General features: G+C 54.6%; 17 protein-coding genes and 2 tRNA genes. 16 read left to right on the top strand and 3 right to left on the bottom strand.

Annotation, left to right across the window (positions count from 1 at the left end):
- Positions 1-67 precede the first annotated feature (67 nt).
- From folP to FZF21_RS19245, 4 genes are all read left to right on the top strand, one after another.
- Positions 68-916: a dihydropteroate synthase gene (gene folP, locus FZF21_RS19260; protein ID WP_003861807.1), complete on the top strand. Its 849-nt coding sequence runs from the start codon at positions 68-70 to the stop codon at positions 914-916.
- Entirely contained in the window at positions 909-2,246 is a 1,338-nt protein-coding gene (glmM, locus tag FZF21_RS19255; protein ID WP_003861804.1) for a phosphoglucosamine mutase, read from the top strand. Before folP ends, glmM begins: the two co-directional genes overlap by 8 nt.
- A 222-nt stretch (positions 2,247-2,468) precedes the next feature.
- A complete protein-coding gene (gene secG / locus FZF21_RS19250) occupies positions 2,469-2,801 on the top strand; it encodes a preprotein translocase subunit SecG (RefSeq protein ID WP_003861803.1) in 333 nt (110 codons plus the stop codon).
- Between the two features lie 9 nt (positions 2,802-2,810).
- A tRNA-Leu gene (locus tag FZF21_RS19245) sits at positions 2,811-2,897 on the top strand.
- A 187-nt stretch (positions 2,898-3,084) separates the two neighbouring features.
- Here FZF21_RS19245 and argG read toward each other — a convergent pair.
- Positions 3,085-4,431 (bottom strand): argininosuccinate synthase, encoded by a 1,347-nt coding sequence (gene argG, locus FZF21_RS19240; protein WP_015571974.1) that lies wholly within the window; start codon positions 4,429-4,431, stop codon positions 3,085-3,087.
- 286 nt (positions 4,432-4,717) lie between these two features.
- Here argG and FZF21_RS19235 point away from each other — a divergent pair.
- The 12 genes from FZF21_RS19235 to mtr all read left to right on the top strand — a co-directional run bounded on the left by FZF21_RS19235 (position 4,718) and on the right by mtr (position 18,420).
- Positions 4,718-4,794: transfer RNA gene (locus tag FZF21_RS19235), tRNA-Met, on the top strand.
- Positions 4,795-5,001: 207 nt separating this feature from the next.
- Entirely contained in the window at positions 5,002-5,454 is a 453-nt protein-coding gene (gene rimP, locus FZF21_RS19230) for a ribosome maturation factor RimP (protein ID WP_014833432.1), read from the top strand.
- Between the two features lie 28 nt (positions 5,455-5,482).
- Entirely contained in the window at positions 5,483-6,985 is a 1,503-nt protein-coding gene (nusA, locus tag FZF21_RS19225; RefSeq protein ID WP_003861798.1) for a transcription termination factor NusA, read from the top strand.
- A 24-nt stretch (positions 6,986-7,009) separates the two neighbouring features.
- Positions 7,010-9,697 (top strand): translation initiation factor IF-2, encoded by a 2,688-nt coding sequence (infB, locus tag FZF21_RS19220; protein ID WP_006812117.1) that lies wholly within the window; start codon positions 7,010-7,012, stop codon positions 9,695-9,697.
- A 106-nt stretch (positions 9,698-9,803) separates the two neighbouring features.
- Entirely contained in the window at positions 9,804-10,208 is a 405-nt protein-coding gene (gene rbfA, locus FZF21_RS19215) for a 30S ribosome-binding factor RbfA (protein WP_003861793.1), read from the top strand.
- Positions 10,208-11,158: a tRNA pseudouridine(55) synthase TruB gene (gene truB, locus FZF21_RS19210; RefSeq protein ID WP_039269667.1), complete on the top strand. Its 951-nt coding sequence runs from the start codon at positions 10,208-10,210 to the stop codon at positions 11,156-11,158. Before rbfA ends, truB begins: the two co-directional genes overlap by 1 nt.
- A 154-nt stretch (positions 11,159-11,312) precedes the next feature.
- A complete protein-coding gene (gene rpsO / locus FZF21_RS19205; RefSeq protein WP_003861789.1) occupies positions 11,313-11,582 on the top strand; it encodes a 30S ribosomal protein S15 in 270 nt (89 codons plus the stop codon).
- A 242-nt stretch (positions 11,583-11,824) separates the two neighbouring features.
- The gene (pnp, locus tag FZF21_RS19200) at positions 11,825-13,963 is read left to right on the top strand and encodes a polyribonucleotide nucleotidyltransferase (protein WP_017693919.1); all 2,139 of its coding nucleotides are present in this window, start codon (positions 11,825-11,827) and stop codon (positions 13,961-13,963) included.
- A gap of 109 nt (positions 13,964-14,072) precedes the next feature.
- Complete coding sequence (gene nlpI, locus FZF21_RS19195) at positions 14,073-14,957, top strand: lipoprotein NlpI (protein WP_017693920.1); 885 nt, start codon at positions 14,073-14,075, stop codon at positions 14,955-14,957.
- 107 nt (positions 14,958-15,064) lie between these two features.
- Complete coding sequence (yrbN, locus tag FZF21_RS19190) at positions 15,065-15,145, top strand: protein YrbN (protein ID WP_097397692.1); 81 nt, start codon at positions 15,065-15,067, stop codon at positions 15,143-15,145.
- Positions 15,138-17,033, top strand: a complete 1,896-nt coding sequence (locus FZF21_RS19185) for a DEAD/DEAH family ATP-dependent RNA helicase (RefSeq protein ID WP_003861780.1) — start codon at positions 15,138-15,140, stop codon at positions 17,031-17,033. The genes yrbN and FZF21_RS19185 overlap by 8 nt, the downstream gene beginning before the upstream one ends.
- 142 nt (positions 17,034-17,175) lie before the next feature.
- On the top strand, positions 17,176-18,420 hold the full coding sequence (mtr, locus tag FZF21_RS19180; protein ID WP_006812114.1) for a tryptophan permease: 1,245 nt from the start codon (positions 17,176-17,178) through the stop codon (positions 18,418-18,420).
- An 89-nt stretch (positions 18,421-18,509) separates the two neighbouring features.
- Here the strand turns inward: mtr and FZF21_RS19175 are convergent, their stop codons facing one another.
- Both FZF21_RS19175 and FZF21_RS19170 read right to left on the bottom strand, forming a co-directional pair.
- Positions 18,510-19,517, bottom strand: coding sequence for an LLM class flavin-dependent oxidoreductase (locus FZF21_RS19175; protein ID WP_006812112.1), 1,008 nt, complete (start codon positions 19,515-19,517; stop codon positions 18,510-18,512).
- A 78-nt stretch (positions 19,518-19,595) separates the two neighbouring features.
- A complete protein-coding gene (locus FZF21_RS19170) occupies positions 19,596-20,474 on the bottom strand; it encodes a U32 family peptidase (protein WP_023295495.1) in 879 nt (292 codons plus the stop codon).
- Between the last annotated feature and the right edge of the window lie 4 nt (positions 20,475-20,478).

Genomic DNA, 20,478 nt, shown 5'->3' with positions numbered 1-20,478 from the left:
CAAACCCTGGAGCTTGCTCCGGGGTTTTTCTTATCTGTTTAACCACATTAATCCCAGGGACTTCACCATGAAACTATTCGCCCAGGACTCGCATCTCGACCTTTCACATCCCCATGTGATGGGGATCCTGAATGTCACGCCTGATTCCTTCTCTGACGGCGGCACGCATAATTCGCTTATCGACGCGGTTAAACACGCGAATTTAATGATTAACGCGGGTGCCACCATCATTGACGTTGGAGGGGAGTCAACGCGGCCTGGCGCGGCGGAGGTTTCGGTGGAAGAAGAGCTGGCGCGCGTGGTGCCGGTGGTGGAGGCTATCGCCCGGCGCTTTGAAGTGTGGATCTCCGTTGATACCTCCAAACCCGAAGTGATCCGTGAAGTGGCGAGAGTGGGCGCTCACATTATCAATGATATCCGCTCGCTGACCGAGCCGGGCGCGATTGAAGCCGCCGCAGAAACCGGGCTACCGGTGTGTCTGATGCATATGCAGGGTCAGCCTAAGACAATGCAGGAGGCGCCAAAATATGAAGATGTGTTTGCCGACGTCACCCGCTTCTTTATTGAGCATATCGAACGCTGTGAACGTGCGGGTATCGCAAAAGAGAAATTGCTGCTCGACCCGGGCTTCGGTTTCGGTAAAAATCTCTCACACAATTACGCGTTGCTTGCGCGCTTATCAGAGTTTCATCAGTTCGGCCTGCCACTGCTGGTGGGAATGTCGAGAAAATCGATGATTGGTCAGTTGTTGAATGTCGGGCCGAGCGAACGTCTGAGCGGCAGTCTGGCCTGCGCGGTGATTGCCGCGATGCAAGGTGCACACATCATTCGCGTCCATGACGTAAAAGAAACAGTAGAAGCCATGCGTGTGGTAGAAGCCACACTGGCAGCGAAGGAAAACAAACGCTATGAGTAATCGTAAATATTTTGGTACCGATGGCATCCGTGGGCGCGTAGGCGATGCGCCAATTACCCCTGACTTTGTCCTGAAGCTGGGCTGGGCAGCGGGGAAAGTGCTGGCGCGTCATGGCTCCCGTAAGATCATTATTGGGAAAGATACCCGTATTTCGGGTTATATGCTGGAGTCCGCGCTGGAAGCCGGGCTGGCGGCGGCGGGGCTTTCAGCTTCCTTTACGGGGCCAATGCCGACCCCTGCTGTTGCCTATCTGACCCGCACCTTCCGTGCGGAAGCGGGCATCGTCATTTCCGCTTCCCATAACCCGTTCTATGACAACGGTATCAAATTCTTCTCCATCGACGGCACCAAACTGCCGGATGACGTGGAAGAGGCGATTGAAGCGGAAATGGAAAAAGAGATCACCTGTGTTGACTCCGCTGAGCTGGGTAAAGCAAACCGTATTGTCGATGCCGCAGGCCGCTACATTGAATTCTGCAAAGGCACTTTCCCGAATGAGCTGAGCCTGGCACACCTCAAAATTGTGGTGGACTGTGCCAACGGTGCGACTTACCACATTGCGCCGAATGTGTTCCGCGAGCTGGGTGCCAAAGTGATCACTATCGGCTGCGAGCCGGATGGTCTGAACATCAACGAAGAAGTCGGCGCGACAGACGTGCGTGCCTTGCAGGCGCGTGTGCTGGCTGAAAAGGCCGATCTGGGTATTGCCCTGGATGGCGATGGTGACCGTGTGATCATGGTTGACCACGAAGGTAACAAGGTCGATGGCGATCAGATCCTCTACATCATTGCCCGTGAAGGCCTGCGTCAGGGGCAACTGCGCGGTGGCGCGGTGGGCACGCTGATGAGCAATATGGGCCTGGAACTGGCGTTGAAACAGCTGGGCATCCCGTTTGTTCGTGCGAAAGTGGGTGACCGCTACGTGCTGGAAAAACTCCAGGAGAAAGGCTGGCGTATTGGCGCGGAAAACTCCGGCCACGTGATCCTGCTCGATAAAACCACCACCGGTGACGGTATTGTGGCGGCGCTTCAGGTTGTTGCCGCGATGGCGCGTAACCATATGAGCCTGCACGATCTGTGCAGCGGCATGAAAATGTTCCCGCAGATTCTGGTCAATGTGCGTTTCACCGCGGGTAAAGGCGACCCGCTGGAAAATGATAACGTGAAAGCGGTGATGGCAGAGGTGGAAGCGACTCTTGGCAGCCGTGGGCGCGTCCTGCTGCGTAAGTCGGGTACCGAGCCGCTGATCCGCGTGATGGTGGAAGGCGAAGACGAAGCGCAGGTAACTGAATTTGCGCACCGTATTGCGGATGCAGTCAAAGCTGCATAATCTTTCAGAATAAGTGTTTAAAAAGGCGGCGTTTGCCGCCTTTGTTTTAAGCAATGAATGGCTTTTTGCTGTTTTTTTCCGCAGTTGATACAATGCCTCGAAAATGCCCTTGCGAAGGTGATTCGCTTTGGTTAGTATTCACACCCGCTTCAGTGGGAAACAAAATCCTGCTAATTGGTCGAAGCATTGGTATGCGGCAAATCCGCAAGGAACAGGTTGATTATGTACGAAGCTCTTTTAGTTATTTTCCTTATTGTAGCCATCGCTCTCGTAGCGCTGATTATGCTACAGCAAGGTAAAGGCGCTGATATGGGAGCCTCCTTCGGAGCAGGCGCTTCCGGTACGCTGTTCGGTTCAAGTGGTTCTGCGAACTTCATGACCCGTACGACGGCGATTCTGGCTACGCTGTTCTTCATCATCAGTCTGGTGCTGGGCAATATCAACAGCAACAAGACCAGTAAAGGAAGCGAGTGGGAAAATCTGAGCGCGCCAGCAAAAACTGAGCAAACTCAGCCAGCTGCACCGGCTAAGCCAACCAGCGATATCCCGCAGTAAGTATTCCGTACCGAGGTGGTGGAATTGGTAGACACGCTACCTTGAGGTGGTAGTGCCCTAACGGGCTTGTGGGTTCGAGTCCCATCCTCGGTACCAATATTCCAGAAGAAAGACGTCGCAAGACGTCTTTTTTTTCGTCTGTACATTCTGTGTATCCGATCTTTTGTAGGGCGGGTAAGCGCAGCGCCACCCGCCGTTTTGCCCGGTGGCGCTGCGCTTACCGGGCCTACGAAGAGCATAAAAAAGGCGCCCAATGGGCGCCTTTTGCATGACTTGCTGTCGATTATTTCTTATCGCTGTGTTCCAGGTTCTCAACCTGAGGGAGGCCATTACCGGAACTGGCGGAGAGCAGGCCATTCTCAACATAGTTGAACAGCTTCTCACGGGTATCGGTGATGTCCAGGTTACGCATGGTCAGCTGGCCAATACGATCGTCCGGAGAGAACACTGACTCACCTTTCTCCATGGTCAGACGCTCTGCTTTATAGGTCAGGTTGTCAGACACGGTATTGAGGATGGAGTAATCATTGCCGCGACGCAGTTCCAGCGTCACTTCGCCGGTGATTGCGCTTGCCACCCAACGTTGCAGGGCGTCACGCAGCATCAGCGCCTGTGGATCAAACCAGCGACCCTGATACAGCAGTTTGCCCAGCTGACGGCCATGAGAGTGATACTGCTCGATGGTGTCTTCGTTGTGAATACCGGTCAGCAGACGCTCGTAAGCGATGTGCAGCAGCGCCATCCCCGGCGCTTCGTAAATGCCACGGCTTTTCGCTTCAATGATACGGTTTTCGATCTGATCGCTCATACCCAGACCGTGACGACCGCCGATGCGGTTTGCTTCCAGCATCAGTTCAACATCGTCGGAGAAGGTTTTACCGTTCAGGGCAACCGGATGACCACGTTCGAAACGCACGGTCACTTCTTCCGCCGGGATCTTCACGTTCTCATCCCAGAACTTCACGCCCATGATCGGGTTAACAATTTTTACGCTGGAGTTCAGGAATTCCAGGTCTTTCGCTTCGTGCGTCGCACCCAGCATGTTGGAGTCGGTTGAGTAGGCTTTCTCAACGGACATCTTGTAGTCAAAGCCGCAGGCAATCATAAACTCAGACATTTCATGACGGCCACCCAGCTCGTCGATGAAGTCGGTATCCAGCCACGGTTTGTAGATCTGCAACTCGGCGTTGGTCAGCAGGCCATAACGATAGAAACGTTCAATATCGTTGCCTTTATAGGTGCTACCGTCCCCCCAGATGTTCACGCCATCTTCTTTCATGGCGGCGACCAGCATAGTGCCGGTGACGGCACGACCCAGCGGGGTGGTATTGAAATAGGTCAGGCCGCCGGTCGTATTATGGAAAGCACCGCACTGGATCGCGGCAATCCCTTCGGCAACCAGCTGCTTACGGCAGTCGATCAGACGTGCGTTCTCTGCGCCATATTCCATGGCACGACGAGGGATCGCGTCATAATCTTCCTCGTCCGGCTGACCCAGGTTCGCAGTATATGCATAAGGAACCGCTCCCTTCTGGCGCATCCACAGCAGTGCAGCGCTGGTATCCAGGCCGCCAGAAAAAGCGATGCCAATACGTTGTCCTACCGGGAGATGCTTGAGAATCGTCGTCATATAATAAAACCCTGCTTGATTGACTGATTAGAGACCGCTTTCGCTCTCGATGCATGTTTATGCAAAATAAGTGAGTATTCATTTAATCATCTTTTATCGACGACCGAAAGAGACGTGTGCGTTTTTTGTAAAAATTTCCCTTTTATTGCCCTGGCTGAAGTTGGGTTGACAGGTGGGGTCAACTATCAATATACTGAACGCCGATTTTACGTCCCGTCTTCGGTACCAAATCCCAGCATTATTTGCAAATTCTGTCCAAAACGCGTAGAATTTGCCACGTTTCAGGCGCGGGGTGGAGCAGCCTGGTAGCTCGTCGGGCTCATAACCCGAAGGTCGTCGGTTCAAATCCGGCCCCCGCAACCACTTTCCTATAAAGTTCTTTTTCAAATATACTGTGAAGACTTAGAGCCTTCGTAGCTGGATTTGAAAAAATGCTTTCGGAGAGTGCTCCAGGCCACAGTTGTGGCTATAGGGTTCAGTTATCTAAAGCCCCGATTTATCGGGGTTTTTTGTTATCTGACTACAGAATAACTGGGCTTTACGCCCTTTTTTTATGTCTTGGGGGTGGGCTTGTCCACATTAGAGCAAAAATTAACAGAGATGATTACTGCGCCGGTCGAAGCACTGGGCTACGAACTGGTCGGCATCGAATTCGTTCGCGGCCGTACATCCACACTGCGCATCTATATTGATAGTGAAGATGGCATCAATGTTGATGATTGTGCTGATGTCAGCCACCAGGTGAGTGCGGTTCTTGATGTTGAAGATCCGATTACCGTTGCGTACAACCTGGAAGTTTCCTCACCTGGCCTCGATCGTCCGATGTTCACGGCCGAGCACTACGTGCGCTTTACCGGTGAAGAAGTGGCTCTCGTTCTGCGTATGGCCGTACAGAACCGCCGTAAATGGCAGGGAATTATCAAAGCCGTTGATGGTGAAATGATCACGGTGACAGTCGAAGGCAAAGATGAAGTGTTCGCGCTGAGTAATATCCAGAAGGCGAACCTGGTTCCCCACTTTTAACAGTCTGGATTGAGGTGAAAAGCCCGCGATGAACAAAGAAATTTTGGCTGTTGTTGAAGCCGTCTCCAACGAGAAATCACTGCCGCGTGAGAAGATTTTCGAAGCGCTGGAAAGTGCACTGGCTACAGCAACCAAGAAAAAATACGAACAAGAGATCGATGTTCGCGTAGAAATCGATCGTAAAAGCGGTGACTTCGATACATTCCGTCGTTGGGTAATCGTTGAAGAAGTGACCCAACCGACCAAAGAGATCACGCTGGAAGCGGCACGTTTTGAAGACGAAAGTCTGAACGTGGGTGACTACGTTGAAGATCAGATTGAATCTGTTACCTTCGACCGTATCACCACCCAGACCGCGAAGCAGGTTATTGTGCAGAAAGTGCGCGAAGCCGAGCGCGCGCTGGTTGTCGATCAGTTCCGCGATCAGGAAGGCGAAATCATCACTGGTGTGGTGAAGAAAGTGAACCGCGACAACATCTCTCTGGAGATCAAATCCGAAGGGCTGCCGGGTAACGCTGAAGCCGTGATCCTGCGTGAAGACATGCTGCCGCGTGAAAACTTCCGCCCAGGCGACCGTATTCGTGGTGTGCTGTATGCCGTACGTCCTGAAGCGCGTGGTGCACAGCTGTTCGTGACGCGTTCTAAACCAGAAATGCTGGTTGAACTGTTCCGTATCGAAGTGCCGGAAATCGGCGAAGAAGTTATCGAAATCAAAGCGGCGGCCCGCGATCCGGGTTCCCGTGCGAAAATTGCGGTGAAAACCAACGACAAGCGTATCGACCCGGTCGGTGCTTGCGTCGGTATGCGTGGCGCACGTGTTCAGGCGGTTTCTACCGAACTGGGCGGCGAGCGCATTGATATTGTTCTGTGGGACGATAACCCGGCGCAGTTCGTGATCAACGCAATGGCACCGGCTGATGTGGCGTCTATCGTTGTTGACGAAGACAAACACACCATGGATATCGCTGTAGAAGCGGGCAACCTGGCGCAGGCGATTGGCCGTAACGGTCAGAACGTACGTCTGGCGTCACAGCTGAGCGGCTGGGAACTCAACGTGATGACCGTTGATGACCTTCAGGCCAAGCATCAGGCTGAAGCCCACGCGGCGATCGATACCTTCACCAAATACCTGGACATTGACGAAGACTTCGCCACTGTGCTGGTTGAAGAAGGTTTCTCTACGCTGGAAGAACTGGCCTACGTGCCAATGAAAGAGCTGCTGGAAATTGACGGTCTGGATGAACCAACCGTTGAAGCCCTGCGTGAACGCGCTAAAAACGCACTGACCACCCTGGCGCTGGCTCAGGAAGAAAGCCTTGGCGATAAGAAGCCGGCTGATGACCTGCTGAATCTGGAAGGTCTTGATCGTGCGATTGCGTTCAAGCTGGCTGCCCGTGGTGTTTGTACGCTGGAAGATCTCGCTGAGCAAGGCGTTGATGACCTGGCCGATATCGAAGGTTTAACCGACGAGAAAGCCGGCGAACTCATCATGGCCGCACGTAATATTTGCTGGTTCGGCGACGAAGCGTAATAAACTGTAGCAGGAAGGAACAGCATGACTGATGTAACTGTAAAATCGCTGGCTGCTGAGATTCAGACCTCCGTGGACCGCCTGGTACAGCAATTTGCTGATGCAGGGATCCCGAAGTCCGCTGATGACTCGGTGACCGCGCAAGAAAAACAAACCTTGTTAGCGCACCTGAACCGTGAACACGGCTCTACGCCTGACAAGTTAACGCTACAGCGTAAAACGCGTAGCACGTTGAACATCCCTGGTACCGGTGGCAAAAGCAAGTCGGTACAAATTGAAGTCCGCAAGACGCGCACCTTTGTAAAACGTGATCCGCAAGAGGCAGAACGCCTTGCCGCGGAAGAGCAGGCACAGCGTGAAGCGGAAGAACAAGCTCAGCGTGAGGCAGAAGCCACTGCCAAACGTGAAGCAGAATTAAAAGCTGAACGTGAGGCCGCAGAAAAAGCGAAACGCGACGCCGGTGAAAAAGCGAAGCGTGACGCTGCGGAAAAAGACAAAGTGAGCAATCAACAGACCGACGAAATGACCAAAACTGCCCAGGCTGAAAAAGCCCGCCGTGAAAATGAAGCTGCCGAGCTGAAGCGTAAAGCGGAAGAAGAAGCCCGCCGCAAGCTTGAAGAAGAAGCTCGCCGCGTCGCCGAAGAAGCGCGTCGCATGGCAGAAGAAAACGAGAAGAACGGTGTGAATACCGCTGAACCAACTGAAGATACCAGCGATTATCACGTCACCACGTCTCAGCATGCGCGTCAGGCAGAAGACGACAACGACCGCGAAGTTGAAGGTGGTCGTGGCCGTACTCGCAGTGCAAAAGCTGCGCGTCCTGCGAAAAAAGGTAACAAACACGCCGAATCAAAAGCTGACCGTGAAGAAGCGCGTGCAGCGGTTCGCGGCGGTAAAGGCGGCAAGCGTAAAGGTTCCGCTCTCCAGCAGGGCTTCCAGAAGCCTGCTCAGGCCGTTAACCGTGACGTTGTGATCGGCGAAACCATCACCGTTGGCGAACTGGCTAACAAGATGGCGGTGAAAGGCTCTCAGGTCATCAAAGCGATGATGAAACTGGGCGCAATGGCCACCATCAACCAGGTCATCGACCAGGAAACCGCACAGCTGGTTGCCGAAGAGATGGGCCACAAAGTTATCCTGCGTCGTGAAAACGAGCTGGAAGAAGCAGTAATGAGCGACCGTGATACGGGCGCAGCGGCTGAACCGCGCGCACCGGTCGTGACCATCATGGGTCACGTTGACCACGGTAAAACCTCTCTGCTTGACTACATTCGTTCTACTAAGGTTGCCTCCGGCGAAGCGGGTGGTATTACCCAGCACATCGGTGCTTACCACGTAGAAACCGAAAACGGCATGATCACCTTCCTGGATACCCCAGGCCACGCAGCGTTTACCTCAATGCGTGCTCGTGGTGCTCAGGCAACGGATATCGTTGTTCTGGTTGTTGCTGCCGACGATGGCGTGATGCCACAGACCATTGAAGCTATCCAGCACGCGAAAGCGGCGCAGGTGCCTCTGGTTGTCGCAGTTAACAAAATCGATAAGCCAGAAGCCGATATGGATCGCGTGAAGAACGAACTGTCCCAGTACGGCGTTATGCCGGAAGAGTGGGGCGGTGAAGCGCAGTTCATCCCTGTATCTGCAAAAGCAGGTACCGGTATCGACGACCTGCTGAACGCTATCCTGCTTCAGGCTGAAGTTCTGGAGCTGAAAGCGGTTCGTAAAGGTATGGCGAGCGGCGCGGTAATCGAATCCTTCCTGGATAAAGGTCGTGGTCCGGTTGCAACCGTTCTGGTTCGCGAAGGTACTCTGCACAAGGGCGACATCGTTCTGTGTGGTTTCGAATACGGTCGCGTTCGTGCGATGCGTAACGAACTGGGTCAGGAAGTGCTGGAAGCGGGTCCGTCCATTCCAGTGGAAATTCTCGGCCTGTCCGGTGTTCCGGCTGCCGGTGACGAAGTCACCGTGGTACGTGACGAGAAGAAAGCGCGTGAAGTCGCTCTGTATCGTCAGGGTAAATTCCGTGAAGTGAAGCTGGCTCGTCAGCAGAAATCTAAACTCGAGAACATGTTCGCCAACATGACCGAAGGCGAAGTTCACGAAGTGAACATTGTTCTGAAAGCGGACGTTCAGGGTTCTGTGGAAGCGATCTCCGACTCCTTGCTGAAACTGTCTACCGACGAAGTGAAAGTGAAGATCATCGGTTCTGGCGTAGGTGGTATCACCGAAACCGACGCAACCCTGGCAGCAGCGTCCAACGCGATCCTGGTTGGCTTCAACGTTCGTGCTGACGCATCTGCGCGTAAAGTGATTGATGCTGAAAGCCTGGATCTGCGTTACTACTCCGTTATCTATAACCTGATTGACGAAGTGAAAGCAGCGATGAGCGGCATGCTGTCTCCTGAGCTGAAACAGCAGATCATCGGTCTGGCTGAAGTACGTGACGTGTTCAAATCACCGAAATTCGGTGCGATCGCGGGCTGTATGGTTACCGAAGGGACCATCAAGCGTCACAACCCAATCCGCGTACTGCGTGACAACGTGGTTATCTACGAAGGTGAGCTGGAATCCCTGCGCCGCTTCAAAGATGACGTTAACGAAGTCCGTAACGGCATGGAATGTGGTATCGGCGTGAAGAACTACAACGACGTTCGCGTTGGCGATATGATCGAAGTGTTCGAGATCATCGAAATTCAGCGTACCATCGCGTAATCTTCGTCAACTGAAGATTAATTAGCGTAGGCCGGGTAAGCGAAGCGCCACCCGGCAGTAATTTTAAAAAGGGGCTTAAGCCCCTTTTTTGTCTGGAGAATTTATTATGGCGAAAGAATTTGGTCGCCCACAGCGCGTCGCGCAGGAGATGCAGAAAGAGATCGCTCTCATTCTGCAACGTGAAATCAAAGATCCACGCGTGGGTATGATGACCACCGTGTCGGGTGTGGAAATGTCCCGCGACCTGGCGTACGCCAAAGTGTTTGTTACTTTCCTGAATGACCAGGATGAAGACGCCGTGAAGAACGGCATTAAAGCGTTGCAGGAAGCCTCTGGTTTCATCCGCTCTCTGCTTGGCAAAGCAATGCGCCTGCGTATCGTGCCAGAGCTGACCTTCTTCTACGACAACTCGCTGGTTGAAGGTATGCGTATGTCCAACCTGGTGACCAGCGTGGTGAAACATGACGATGAGCGTCGTGTTAACCCGGCGGACGACAGCAAGGAGGACTGATGAGTCGTCCTCGTCGTCGCGGTCGTGACGTGCATGGCGTGCTGTTGCTGGATAAACCACAGGGCGCATCCAGCAACGACGTGCTGCAAAAAGTGAAGCGTATTTATAACGCCAACCGTGCAGGGCACACTGGCGCGCTGGATCCGCTGGCAACCGGTATGCTGCCGATCTGCCTGGGGGAAGCGACAAAGTTTTCCCAGTACCTGCTGGATTCGGATAAGCGCTACCGCGTGATTGCCAAACTGGGCCAGCGCACGGATACCTCCGATGCAGATGGCCTGGTGGTGGAAGAGCGCCCGGTGACCTTCAGCGCGGAGCAACTTGATGCGGCGCTGGACAGCTTCCGTGGTGATACGCTACAGGTGCCGTCGATGTATTCGGCGCTGAAATATCAGGGCAAAAAGCTCTACGAATATGCGCGTCAGGGCATTGAGGTTCCGCGTGAAGCTCGTCCGATTACCGTGTATGAGCTGCTGTTCATTCGCCACGAAGGTGATGAACTCGAGCTGGAAGTACACTGTTCGAAAGGGACCTATATCCGCACCATCATTGATGACCTCGGTGAAAAGCTGGGCTGCGGCGCGCATGTGATTTATCTGCGTCGTCTGGCGGTCAGCAAATATCCGGTCGAACGTATGGTGACGCTTGAGCATCTGCACGCCCTGGTTGAGCAGGCGCAAGCGCAGGGCGTTGCGCCAGCCGATCTGCTGGACCCGCTGCTGATGCCAATGGACAGTCCGGCAGTGGACTTCCCGGCTGTTAATCTTCCTTTAACATCGTCCGTTTACTTTAAGAACGGAAACCCGGTTCGCACATCGGGGGCGCCGCTTGAGGGCCTGGTACGCGTGACGGAAGGTGACGAAGGGAAATTCATCGGTATGGGCGAAATGGACGGCGAAGGGCGTGTGGCGCCGCGTCGTCTGGTCGTCGAATATCCGGTCGAAGCGTGACGGTGATAACGCCTCACCTTGCGATAAGCAGGGGAGACGAGTAGAATATCGCCGCTTAACGCCTGGTAAATTGTTTAACAATCTGCGGGGCGTACATGGGATAGCTGAATTAGAGATCGGCATCCTTACATTCTTTATACTTTGGAGTTTGAAAATGTCTCTAAGCGTTGAAGCTAAAGCTAAAATCGTTTCTGAGTTTGGTCGTGGTACTAACGACAGCGGTTCTACCGAAGTTCAGGTTGCACTGCTGACTGCACAGATTAACCACCTGCAAGGTCACTTTGCAGAGCACAAAAAAGATCACCACAGCCGTCGTGGTCTGCTGCGTATGGTTTCTCAGCGTCGTAAACTGCTCGACTACCTGAAGCGTAAAGATGTTGCACGCTACACCGCGCTGATCGAGCGTCTGGGCCTGCGTCGCTAATTCTTGCGAGTTTCAGAAAAGGGGGCCTGATGGCCCCTTTTTTCAACCAGACGGCAGCAATTCAATGGAAACTATTGTATTGTTGCTATAAATGATCTTCATTGCAGAGGTTCGCGCGGCTAATGAGAGGCTTCACCCATGGGGGTGTCGGTTGTCATTAGTCGCGAGGATGCGAAGAAGGTCGGGTTAAATCGTCAGCACACCTGAGGTGTGCTTTCAAACATTTAAGAAAGGACAGAATTTTGCTGAATCCGATCGTTCGTAAATTCCAGTATGGTCAGCATACCGTCACGCTGGAAACCGGCATGATGGCGCGTCAGGCTACTGCTGCCGTTATGGTAAGCATGGATGACACCGCTGTATTCGTTACCGTAGTTGGCCAGAAAAAAGCTAAACCAGGTCAGGACTTCTTCCCTCTGACCGTTAACTACCAGGAGCGTACCTACGCTGCCGGTAAAATCCCGGGTGGCTTCTTCCGTCGTGAAGGCCGTCCAAGCGAAGGCGAAACCCTGATCGCGCGTCTGATTGACCGCCCGGTTCGTCCGCTGTTCCCGGAAGGCTTCGTAAACGAAGTTCAGGTTATTGCGACCGTTGTTTCCGTTAACCCACAGGTTAACCCGGACATCGTTGCTATGATCGGCGCATCTGCGGCCCTGTCACTGTCTGGTATTCCATTCAATGGCCCAATCGGTTCCGCGCGCGTTGGCTACATCAACGACCAGTACGTACTGAACCCAACTCAGGAAGAGCTGAAAGAGAGTAAGCTGGACCTGGTTGTTGCCGGTACTGAAGCAGCGGTTCTGATGGTTGAATCCGAAGCTGAACTGCTGAGCGAAGATCAGATGCTGGGCGCTGTGGTATTTGGCCACGAGCAGCAGCAGATCGTTATTCAGAACATCAACGACCTGGTGAAAGAAGCCGGTAAACCACGTTGGGACTGGCAGCCAGAAGCGGTGAACGAGGCGCTGAACGCACGCGTTGCTGCACTGGCAGAATCTCGTCTGAGCGACGCATACCGCATCACCGACAAACAGGAGCGCTATGCTCAGGTTGATGTGATCAAATCTGAAGTGACCGCGACCCTGGTTGCCGAAGACGAAACGCTGGACGCTAACGAGATTGGCGAAATCCTGCACGCCATCGAGAAAAACGTTGTTCGTAGCCGCGTCCTGGCAGGCGAGCCGCGTATCGATGGCCGTGAAAAAGACATGATCCGTGGTCTGGACGTGCGTACTGGCGTACTGCCACGTACTCACGGTTCTGCGCTGTTCACCCGTGGTGAAACGCAGGCGCTGGTAACCGCGACCCTGGGTACCGCACGTGACGCACAGATCATCGACGAACTGATGGGCGAGCGTACTGACAGCTTCCTGTTCCACTACAACTTCCCTCCGTACTCTGTGGGCGAAACCGGTATGGTTGGCTCACCGAAGCGTCGTGAAATTGGTCACGGTCGTCTGGCGAAGCGCGGCGTGCTGGCAGTGATGCCAGAAGCAGACAAATTCCCGTACACCGTACGTGTGGTGTCTGAAATCACCGAATCCAACGGTTCCTCTTCTATGGCTTCCGTGTGTGGTGCCTCTCTGGCGCTGATGGATGCAGGCGTGCCAATTAAAGCCGCCGTTGCGGGTATCGCAATGGGTCTGGTGAAAGAGGGCGACAACTACGTTGTTCTGTCTGACATTCTGGGCGACGAAGACCACCTGGGCGATATGGACTTCAAAGTAGCGGGTTCCCGTGACGGTATCTCTGCCTTGCAGATGGATATCAAAATTGAAGGTATCACCAAAGAGATCATGCAGGTTGCTCTGAACCAGGCTAAAGGTGCGCGTCTGCACATCCTGGGCGTGATGGAACAGGCGATTAATGCGCCGCGTGGCGACATTTCTCAGTTCGCTCCACGTATCCACACCATCAAGATCAATCCAGACAAGATCAAAGATGTTATCGGTAAGGGCGGTTCTGTTATCCGTGCACTGACCGAAGAAACGGGCACCACCATCGAAATCGAAGATGACGGTACTGTGAAAATCGCAGCAACCGACGGCGAGAAAGCGAAATACGCTATCCGTCGTATCGAAGAGATCACGGCAGAAATCGAAGTGGGCCGTATCTACAATGGTAAAGTGACCCGTATCGTTGATTTTGGCGCATTCGTTGCTATCGGTGGCGGTAAAGAAGGTCTGGTACACATCTCTCAGATCGCTGACAAGCGCGTTGAGAAAGTGACCGATTACCTGCAAATGGGTCAGGAAGTACCGGTGAAAGTTCTGGAAGTTGACCGCCAGGGCCGTATCCGTCTGAGCATTAAAGAAGCAACCGAGCAGTCTCAGCCTGCTGCGGCACCGGAAGCCCCGGCTGCTGAACAGCAAGGCGAGTAAGGTTGCCATTTGCCCTCCGCGCAGGCGGAGGGCTTATTATCAGGCAGGACGCCTTGTTAAGCCGCCGGGGGACAGGACGTTCATCAATAGTTGTCTTCGGGAGTGGGAAATGAAGCCTTTTTTGCGCTGGTGTTTCGTTGCGACAGCTTTAACGCTGGCAGGATGCAGCAACTCTGCCTGGCGTAAGAGCGAAGTCCTCGCAGTGCCATTGCAACCGACTTTGCAGCAGGAAGTCATTCTGGCACGCATGGAACAAATACTTGCCAGTCGGGCTTTAACCGATGACGAACGCGCACAGCTTTTATATGAGCGCGGAGTGTTGTATGATAGTCTCGGTCTGAGGGCACTGGCGCGAAATGATTTTTCACAAGCGCTGGCGATTCGACCTGATATGCCTGAAGTATTCAATTACTTAGGCATTTATTTAACGCAGGCAGGCAATTTTGATGCTGCCTATGAAGCGTTTGATTCTGTACTTGAGCTTGATCCAACTTACAACTACGCGCACTTGAATCGCGGTATCGCATTGTATTACGGCGGTCGTGATAAGTTAGCGCAAGATGATCTGCTGGCGTTTTATCAAGACGATCCTAATGATCCTTTCCGCAGCCTGTGGCTTTACATCGTTGAGCAGAAGCTCGATGAGAAGCAGGCCAAAGAAGCACTGAAACAGCGCTTCGATAAATCGGACAAGGAACAGTGGGGATGGAACATTGTCGAGTTCTACCTGGGCAACATTAGCGAAGCAACGCTGATGGAACGCCTCAAGGCGGACGCAACGGATAACACCTCGCTCGCTGAGCATCTCAGTGAAACCAACTTCTATTTAGGTAAGTACTACCTAAGTCTGGGGGATATGGACAGCGCTACGGCACTGTTCAAATTAGCGGTTGCTAACAACGTACATAACTTCGTTGAGCACCGTTATGCATTGTTGGAATTATCGCTCTTGGGCCAGGAGCAAGACGACCTGGCAGAATCGGACCAGCAATAGCTGACGACATAAACATCAGCCCGTAATCTTTTGATTGCCATCACCTTCACTGGTGAGGGCGTTGTTGTTCGTCAATACACCTAATTTGAGCCGGTTCACACTTTTCAATGAAAATTGCTAATCATTTTCACGATGAGCTAAGTAGACTGGCCGCCATTAATATCGAGGCACTTGTACTACATGGCTGAATTCGAAACCACTTTTGCAGATCTGGGCCTGAAGGCTCCTATCCTTGAAGCCCTTAACGATCTGGGTTACGAAAAACCATCTCCGATCCAGGCTGAGTGTATCCCACACCTGCTTTCTGGTCGTGACGTGCTGGGCATGGCCCAGACTGGTAGCGGTAAAACCGCAGCATTCTCGCTGCCGCTGCTGAACAACATTGATCCGGACCTGCGCGCGCCGCAGATCCTCGTCCTGGCTCCAACCCGTGAACTGGCTGTTCAGGTTGCTGAAGCCATGACGGAATTCTCTAAACATATGCGCGGCGTAAACGTGGTAGCCCTGTACGGCGGCCAGCGTTATGACGTGCAGTTACGCGCCCTGCGCCAGGGTCCACAGATTGTTGTCGGTACGCCGGGCCGTCTGCTGGATCACCTGAAGCGCGGTACCCTGGACCTCTCTAAACTGAGCGGTCTGGTACTGGACGAAGCCGATGAAATGCTGCGTATGGGCTTCATCGAAGACGTAGAAACCATCATGGCGCAGATCCCGGAAGGTCACCAGACCGCTCTGTTCTCTGCAACCATGCCAGAAGCGATCCGTCGCATTACCCGCCGCTTCATGAAAGAGCCGCAGGAAGTGCGCATTCAGTCCAGCGTGACCACTCGCCCGGACATCAGCCAGAGCTACTGGTCTGTATACGGCATGCGCAAAAACGAAGCGCTGGTGCGTTTCCTGGAAGCGGAAGATTTTGATGCGGCGATTATCTTCGTTCGTACCAAAAACGCGACCCTGGAAGTGGCTGAAGCCCTGGAGCGTAGCGGCTACAACAGCGCAGCGCTGAACGGCGACATGAACCAGGCCCTGCGTGAGCAGACTCTGGAGCGTCTGAAAGACGGTCGTCTGGATATCCTGATTGCAACCGACGTGGCAGCACGTGGCCTGGACGTTGAGCGTATCAGCCTGGTTGTTAACTACGACATCCCGATGGACTCCGAGTCTTACGTTCACCGTATCGGCCGTACCGGTCGTGCGGGTCGCGCGGGTCGTGCGCTGCTGTTCGTTGAGAACCGCGAGCGTCGTCTGCTGCGTAACATTGAACGCACCATGAAGCTGACCATTCCAGAAGCCGAGCTGCCAAACGCAGAACTGCTGGGCAAACGCCGTCTGGAAAAATTCGCTGCGAAAGTACAGCAGCAGCTGGAAAGCAGCGATCTGGATCAGTACCGTGCGCTGCTGTCCCAGATCCAGCCTGTCGCTGAAGGCGAAGAGCTGGACATGGAAACCCTGGCCGCAGCACTGCTGAAAATGGCGCAGGGCGAACGTAGCCTGATCGTGCCACCTGATGCGCCGATGCGTCCTAAGCGTGAGTTCCGTGACCGTGACGATCGTTTCGAACGTCGTGGCGACCGTAACGACCGTGGTCCACGCGGTGACCGTCCAGAGCGTGGTGGTGAAGACCGTCCACGTCGCGAGCGTCGTGACGCTGGCGAAATGGAACTGTATCGCATTGAAGTGGGCCGTGATGATGGTGTTGAAGTTCGTCACATCGTTGGCGCGATCGCTAACGAAGGCGATATCAGCAGCCGTTACATCGGTAACATCAAGCTGTTCGGTTCCCACTCCACCATCGAGCTGCCAAAAGGCATGCCGGGCGAAGTACTGCAACACTTTACTCGCACCCGCATCCTGAACAAGCCGATGAACATGCAGCTGCTGGGCGATGCACAGCCACGTCCTGACCGTGGCGGCGAACGTCGTGGCGGTGGTCGCGGTTTCGGTGGCGAGCGTCGTGAAGGCGGTCGCAGCGAAGGTCGCGGTGGTGAAGGCCGTCGTTTCTCCGGTGAGCGCCGCGAAAACCGTGGTCCACGCCGTGAAGAAGGCGCCAGCCGTCGTCGTTTCGGTGACGCGTAAGCCTTTCGCTTCTGACGTAAAGTAAAATATACAGCCCCGATAGTTGCTATCGGGGCTTTTTTTATTCCTTTTGTACTCTTGTACTGGTACAGTGCAGCACACTAAAATGCAGAACCACATTTTTCACTGGAGATAAGGCCGCATGGCAACACTAACCACCACCCAAACGTCACCTTCGCTGCTTGGCGGCGTGGTGATCATCGGCGGAACCATCATTGGTGCCGGGATGTTTTCCCTGCCTGTGGTCATGTCCGGTGCGTGGTTCTTCTGGTCGCTGGCGGCGCTGGTTTTCACCTGGTTCTGCATGCTCCATTCCGGGCTGATGATCCTTGAAGCAAACCTGAACTACCGCATTGGCTCCAGCTTCGACACCATCACCCGGGATCTGTTGGGCAAAGGCTGGAACCTGGTGAACGGGCTGTCCATCGCGTTTGTACTCTATATCCTGACCTACGCGTACATTTCAGCGAGCGGGTCGATTCTGCATCACACCTTCTCAGAGATGTCGCTGAACGTTCCGGCGCGTCTGGCGGGTCTCTGCTTCGCGCTGGGCGTGGCGTTTATCGTCTGGATGAGCACCAAAGCGGTCAGCCGCATGACGGCGATCGTGCTGGGCGCAAAGGTCATCACCTTCTTTCTGACCTTCGGCAGCCTGCTGGGGCACGTGACACCGGCCACGCTGTTTAACGTTGCCGAAGTGAACACCTCCTACACGCCGTACCTGCTGATGACGCTGCCATTCTGTCTAGCGTCGTTCGGCTACCACGGCAACGTACCGAGCCTGATGAAGTACTACGGCAAGGATCCGCGCACCATCGTGAAATGCCTGGTTTACGGCACGCTGCTGGCGCTGGGGCTGTATGTCATCTGGTTGCTGGGGACGATGGGTAACATCCCGCGTCCGGAATTTATCGGCATTGCGCAGAAGGGCGGTAACATTGATGTGCTGGTACAGGCGCTGAGCGGCGTGCTGAACAGCCGCAGCCTGGATCTGCTTCTGGTGGTATTCTCTAACTTTGCGGTGGCGAGCTCATTCCTCGGCGTGACGCTGGGCCTGTTTGACTATCTGGCGGATCTGTTTGGTTTTGATGACTCTGCGATGGGGCGCTTCAAAACCGCGCTGTTGACCTTCCTGCCGCCGATTGTGGGCGGCCTGCTGTGGCCGAACGGTTTCCTGTACGCCATCGGCTATGCAGGACTGGCGGCCACCATCTGGGCGGCGATTGTACCGGCGCTGCTGGCGCGCAAATCACGTAAGCGCTTCGGCAGCCCGAAATTCCGCGTCTGGGGCGGAAAACCGATGATTGCGCTGATCCTGGTATTTGGTATCGGCAACGCGGTGGTGCACGTGCTGTCGAGTTTTAACCTGTTGCCGGTATATCAGTAAGTTTTTGTGCCGGATGGCGGCTACGCCTTATCCGGCCTACGCGATCCCGTAGGCCCGGTAAGCGAAGCGCCACCGGGCAAAGCAAAAAACTACCCCACCAACTCCTCTTTCACCTGCATCGCCAAATCAAACGAATGCAGACGCGCCTGGTGATCGAAAATCTGGCCGTTAACCATAATCTCATCCGCCTGGGTTTCACGCAGCACCGCCTCCAGCCCGTGACGCACTTTCGCCTTATCACCCACCAGCGACATACTCAGAGCCTGCTGCACGCCATACTGCTCGGAGGCCGACCACAGCTGATGCATATTCTCTACCGGCGGCGGCAGCTGGCCCGTCTCGCCGCGACGCAGCTTCACAAACGCCTGTTGCATAGAGGTAAACAGGAATTCCGCGTCGCGGTTGCTGTCGGCGGCAATGATATTGATACACACCATCGCATACGGCTTCTCCAGACGTTCAGACGGTTTGAAGTGCGTACGATAAAGATGCAGTGCCTGATGCAGCATATCCGGTGCGAAGTGGGAAGCGAACGCGAACGGCAGCCCCAGCTGAGCGGCGAGCTGTGCGCTGTACAGGCTTGAGCCTAACAGCCATACCGGGATCTTTTCCCCGTACCCCGGCACAGGTCGCACGTGTGGGTTCGGATCCCGCGCGTCAAACCAGTCCACCAGCTCGGCCACATCGCGCGGGAAGTTATCGATATCGCCGCTCATATGGCGACGCAGGGCGCGCATGGTCGGCTGGTCGCTGCCCGGCGCGCGGCCAAGCCCTAGATCAATACGGCCCGGATAAAGGGTATTCAGCGTCCCGAACTGCTCGGCAATCACCAGCGGGGCGTGGTTCGGCAGCATCACACCGCCGGAGCCCAGGTGCAGAGTGGTGGTATTCGCCGCCAGATAGCCAATCAGCACCGAGGTGGCGGCGCTGGCGATGCCCACCATATTGTGGTGCTCCGCCAGCCAGTAGCGGTGATAGCCGCGCTTTTCGGCAAGCTGAGCAAGATCGAGAGAGTGCGTGAAGGCTTCTCTGGCCGAGGAGCCTTGTGGGATCGGCGCCAGATCCAGCACCGAAAACGGAATGGTTTTGTCAGTCATAACAGCTCACTTTGTCGACGGTCAATCTTTAATACTGCATTAAAAAATGATAACCGTTGTTAACAAAGTGAGCCTTTTTTACGCCTGCAATTCCAGCCCGGCGAGACGTCTCCAGTAACCGTTGCAGTCGCTGTTTGCCGTCAACGGCAGCGGTGAGGCGCCGTTTTCGTTGGCGCGGAAGGCGTCCAGCATCGCGAAAACGCCGGTATCAAGCGGCGAAAGACGCACCATATCCACCAGCCCGTGCATTGACGCCAGCTCGTTGCCGAGGTTATAGACGTAACCGCTCATGGTCTGAATGCCGTTGAGGACAAACACCTGCTGGTTCTCCTGCGACAGCATACTGCGGCCGTTCGGGTACTTAATGCAGCAGGTTTCGCACTCGTCTTTCGGGCGATCTTCGGAACGTGCGGTGAAGCAGCGGGCAGAGTAGGCCAGCGGCAGATGCCCATAGCTCAGGACTTCCACTTCAAACTTGTTGCGAATGCCCAGCTCTTCGCACTGTGTGAGCAGGTTGGCCAGCCAGTCGCGGGAGAGCTCAACCGGCATGCACCAGCGGGTCATCCCCTGTTTGAGCAACAGGCGCAGGGTCACCGCGTTATAGCAGTTCAGCGCATGTCCGGCGACAAACGGCAGCTTACGCTCGGCGCACAGGTTTACCACGCCCAGGTCGCTCGCCTCCAGCAGGAACTCACCGTTTTCGACGTAGCGCTTCAGCTCGCCCAGTTCAGAGGACGCCTGCACCAGCGCCAGCGTCGAGAGCACCACCTGCTTGCCGCTGCCGGCCAGGTTTTTCGCCATATCCAGCCAGTCGCCCACTTTGGTGGCGCGGCGCTTGCTGCACACCGCTTCGCCGAGGTAAATCACATCGGCGCTGCTGTTAGCCGCCTGCTGGTAAAAATCTTCCAGCGTCTCTTTTGGCCAGTAGTAAAGCACCGGCCCTAATGAATATTTCATGATT

The organism is Enterobacter sp. LU1 (assembly GCF_008271405.2).
Lineage (GTDB): Bacteria > Pseudomonadota > Gammaproteobacteria > Enterobacterales > Enterobacteriaceae > Enterobacter > Enterobacter hormaechei_C.
This window is presented reverse-complemented; position numbering and strand designations above follow the sequence as displayed.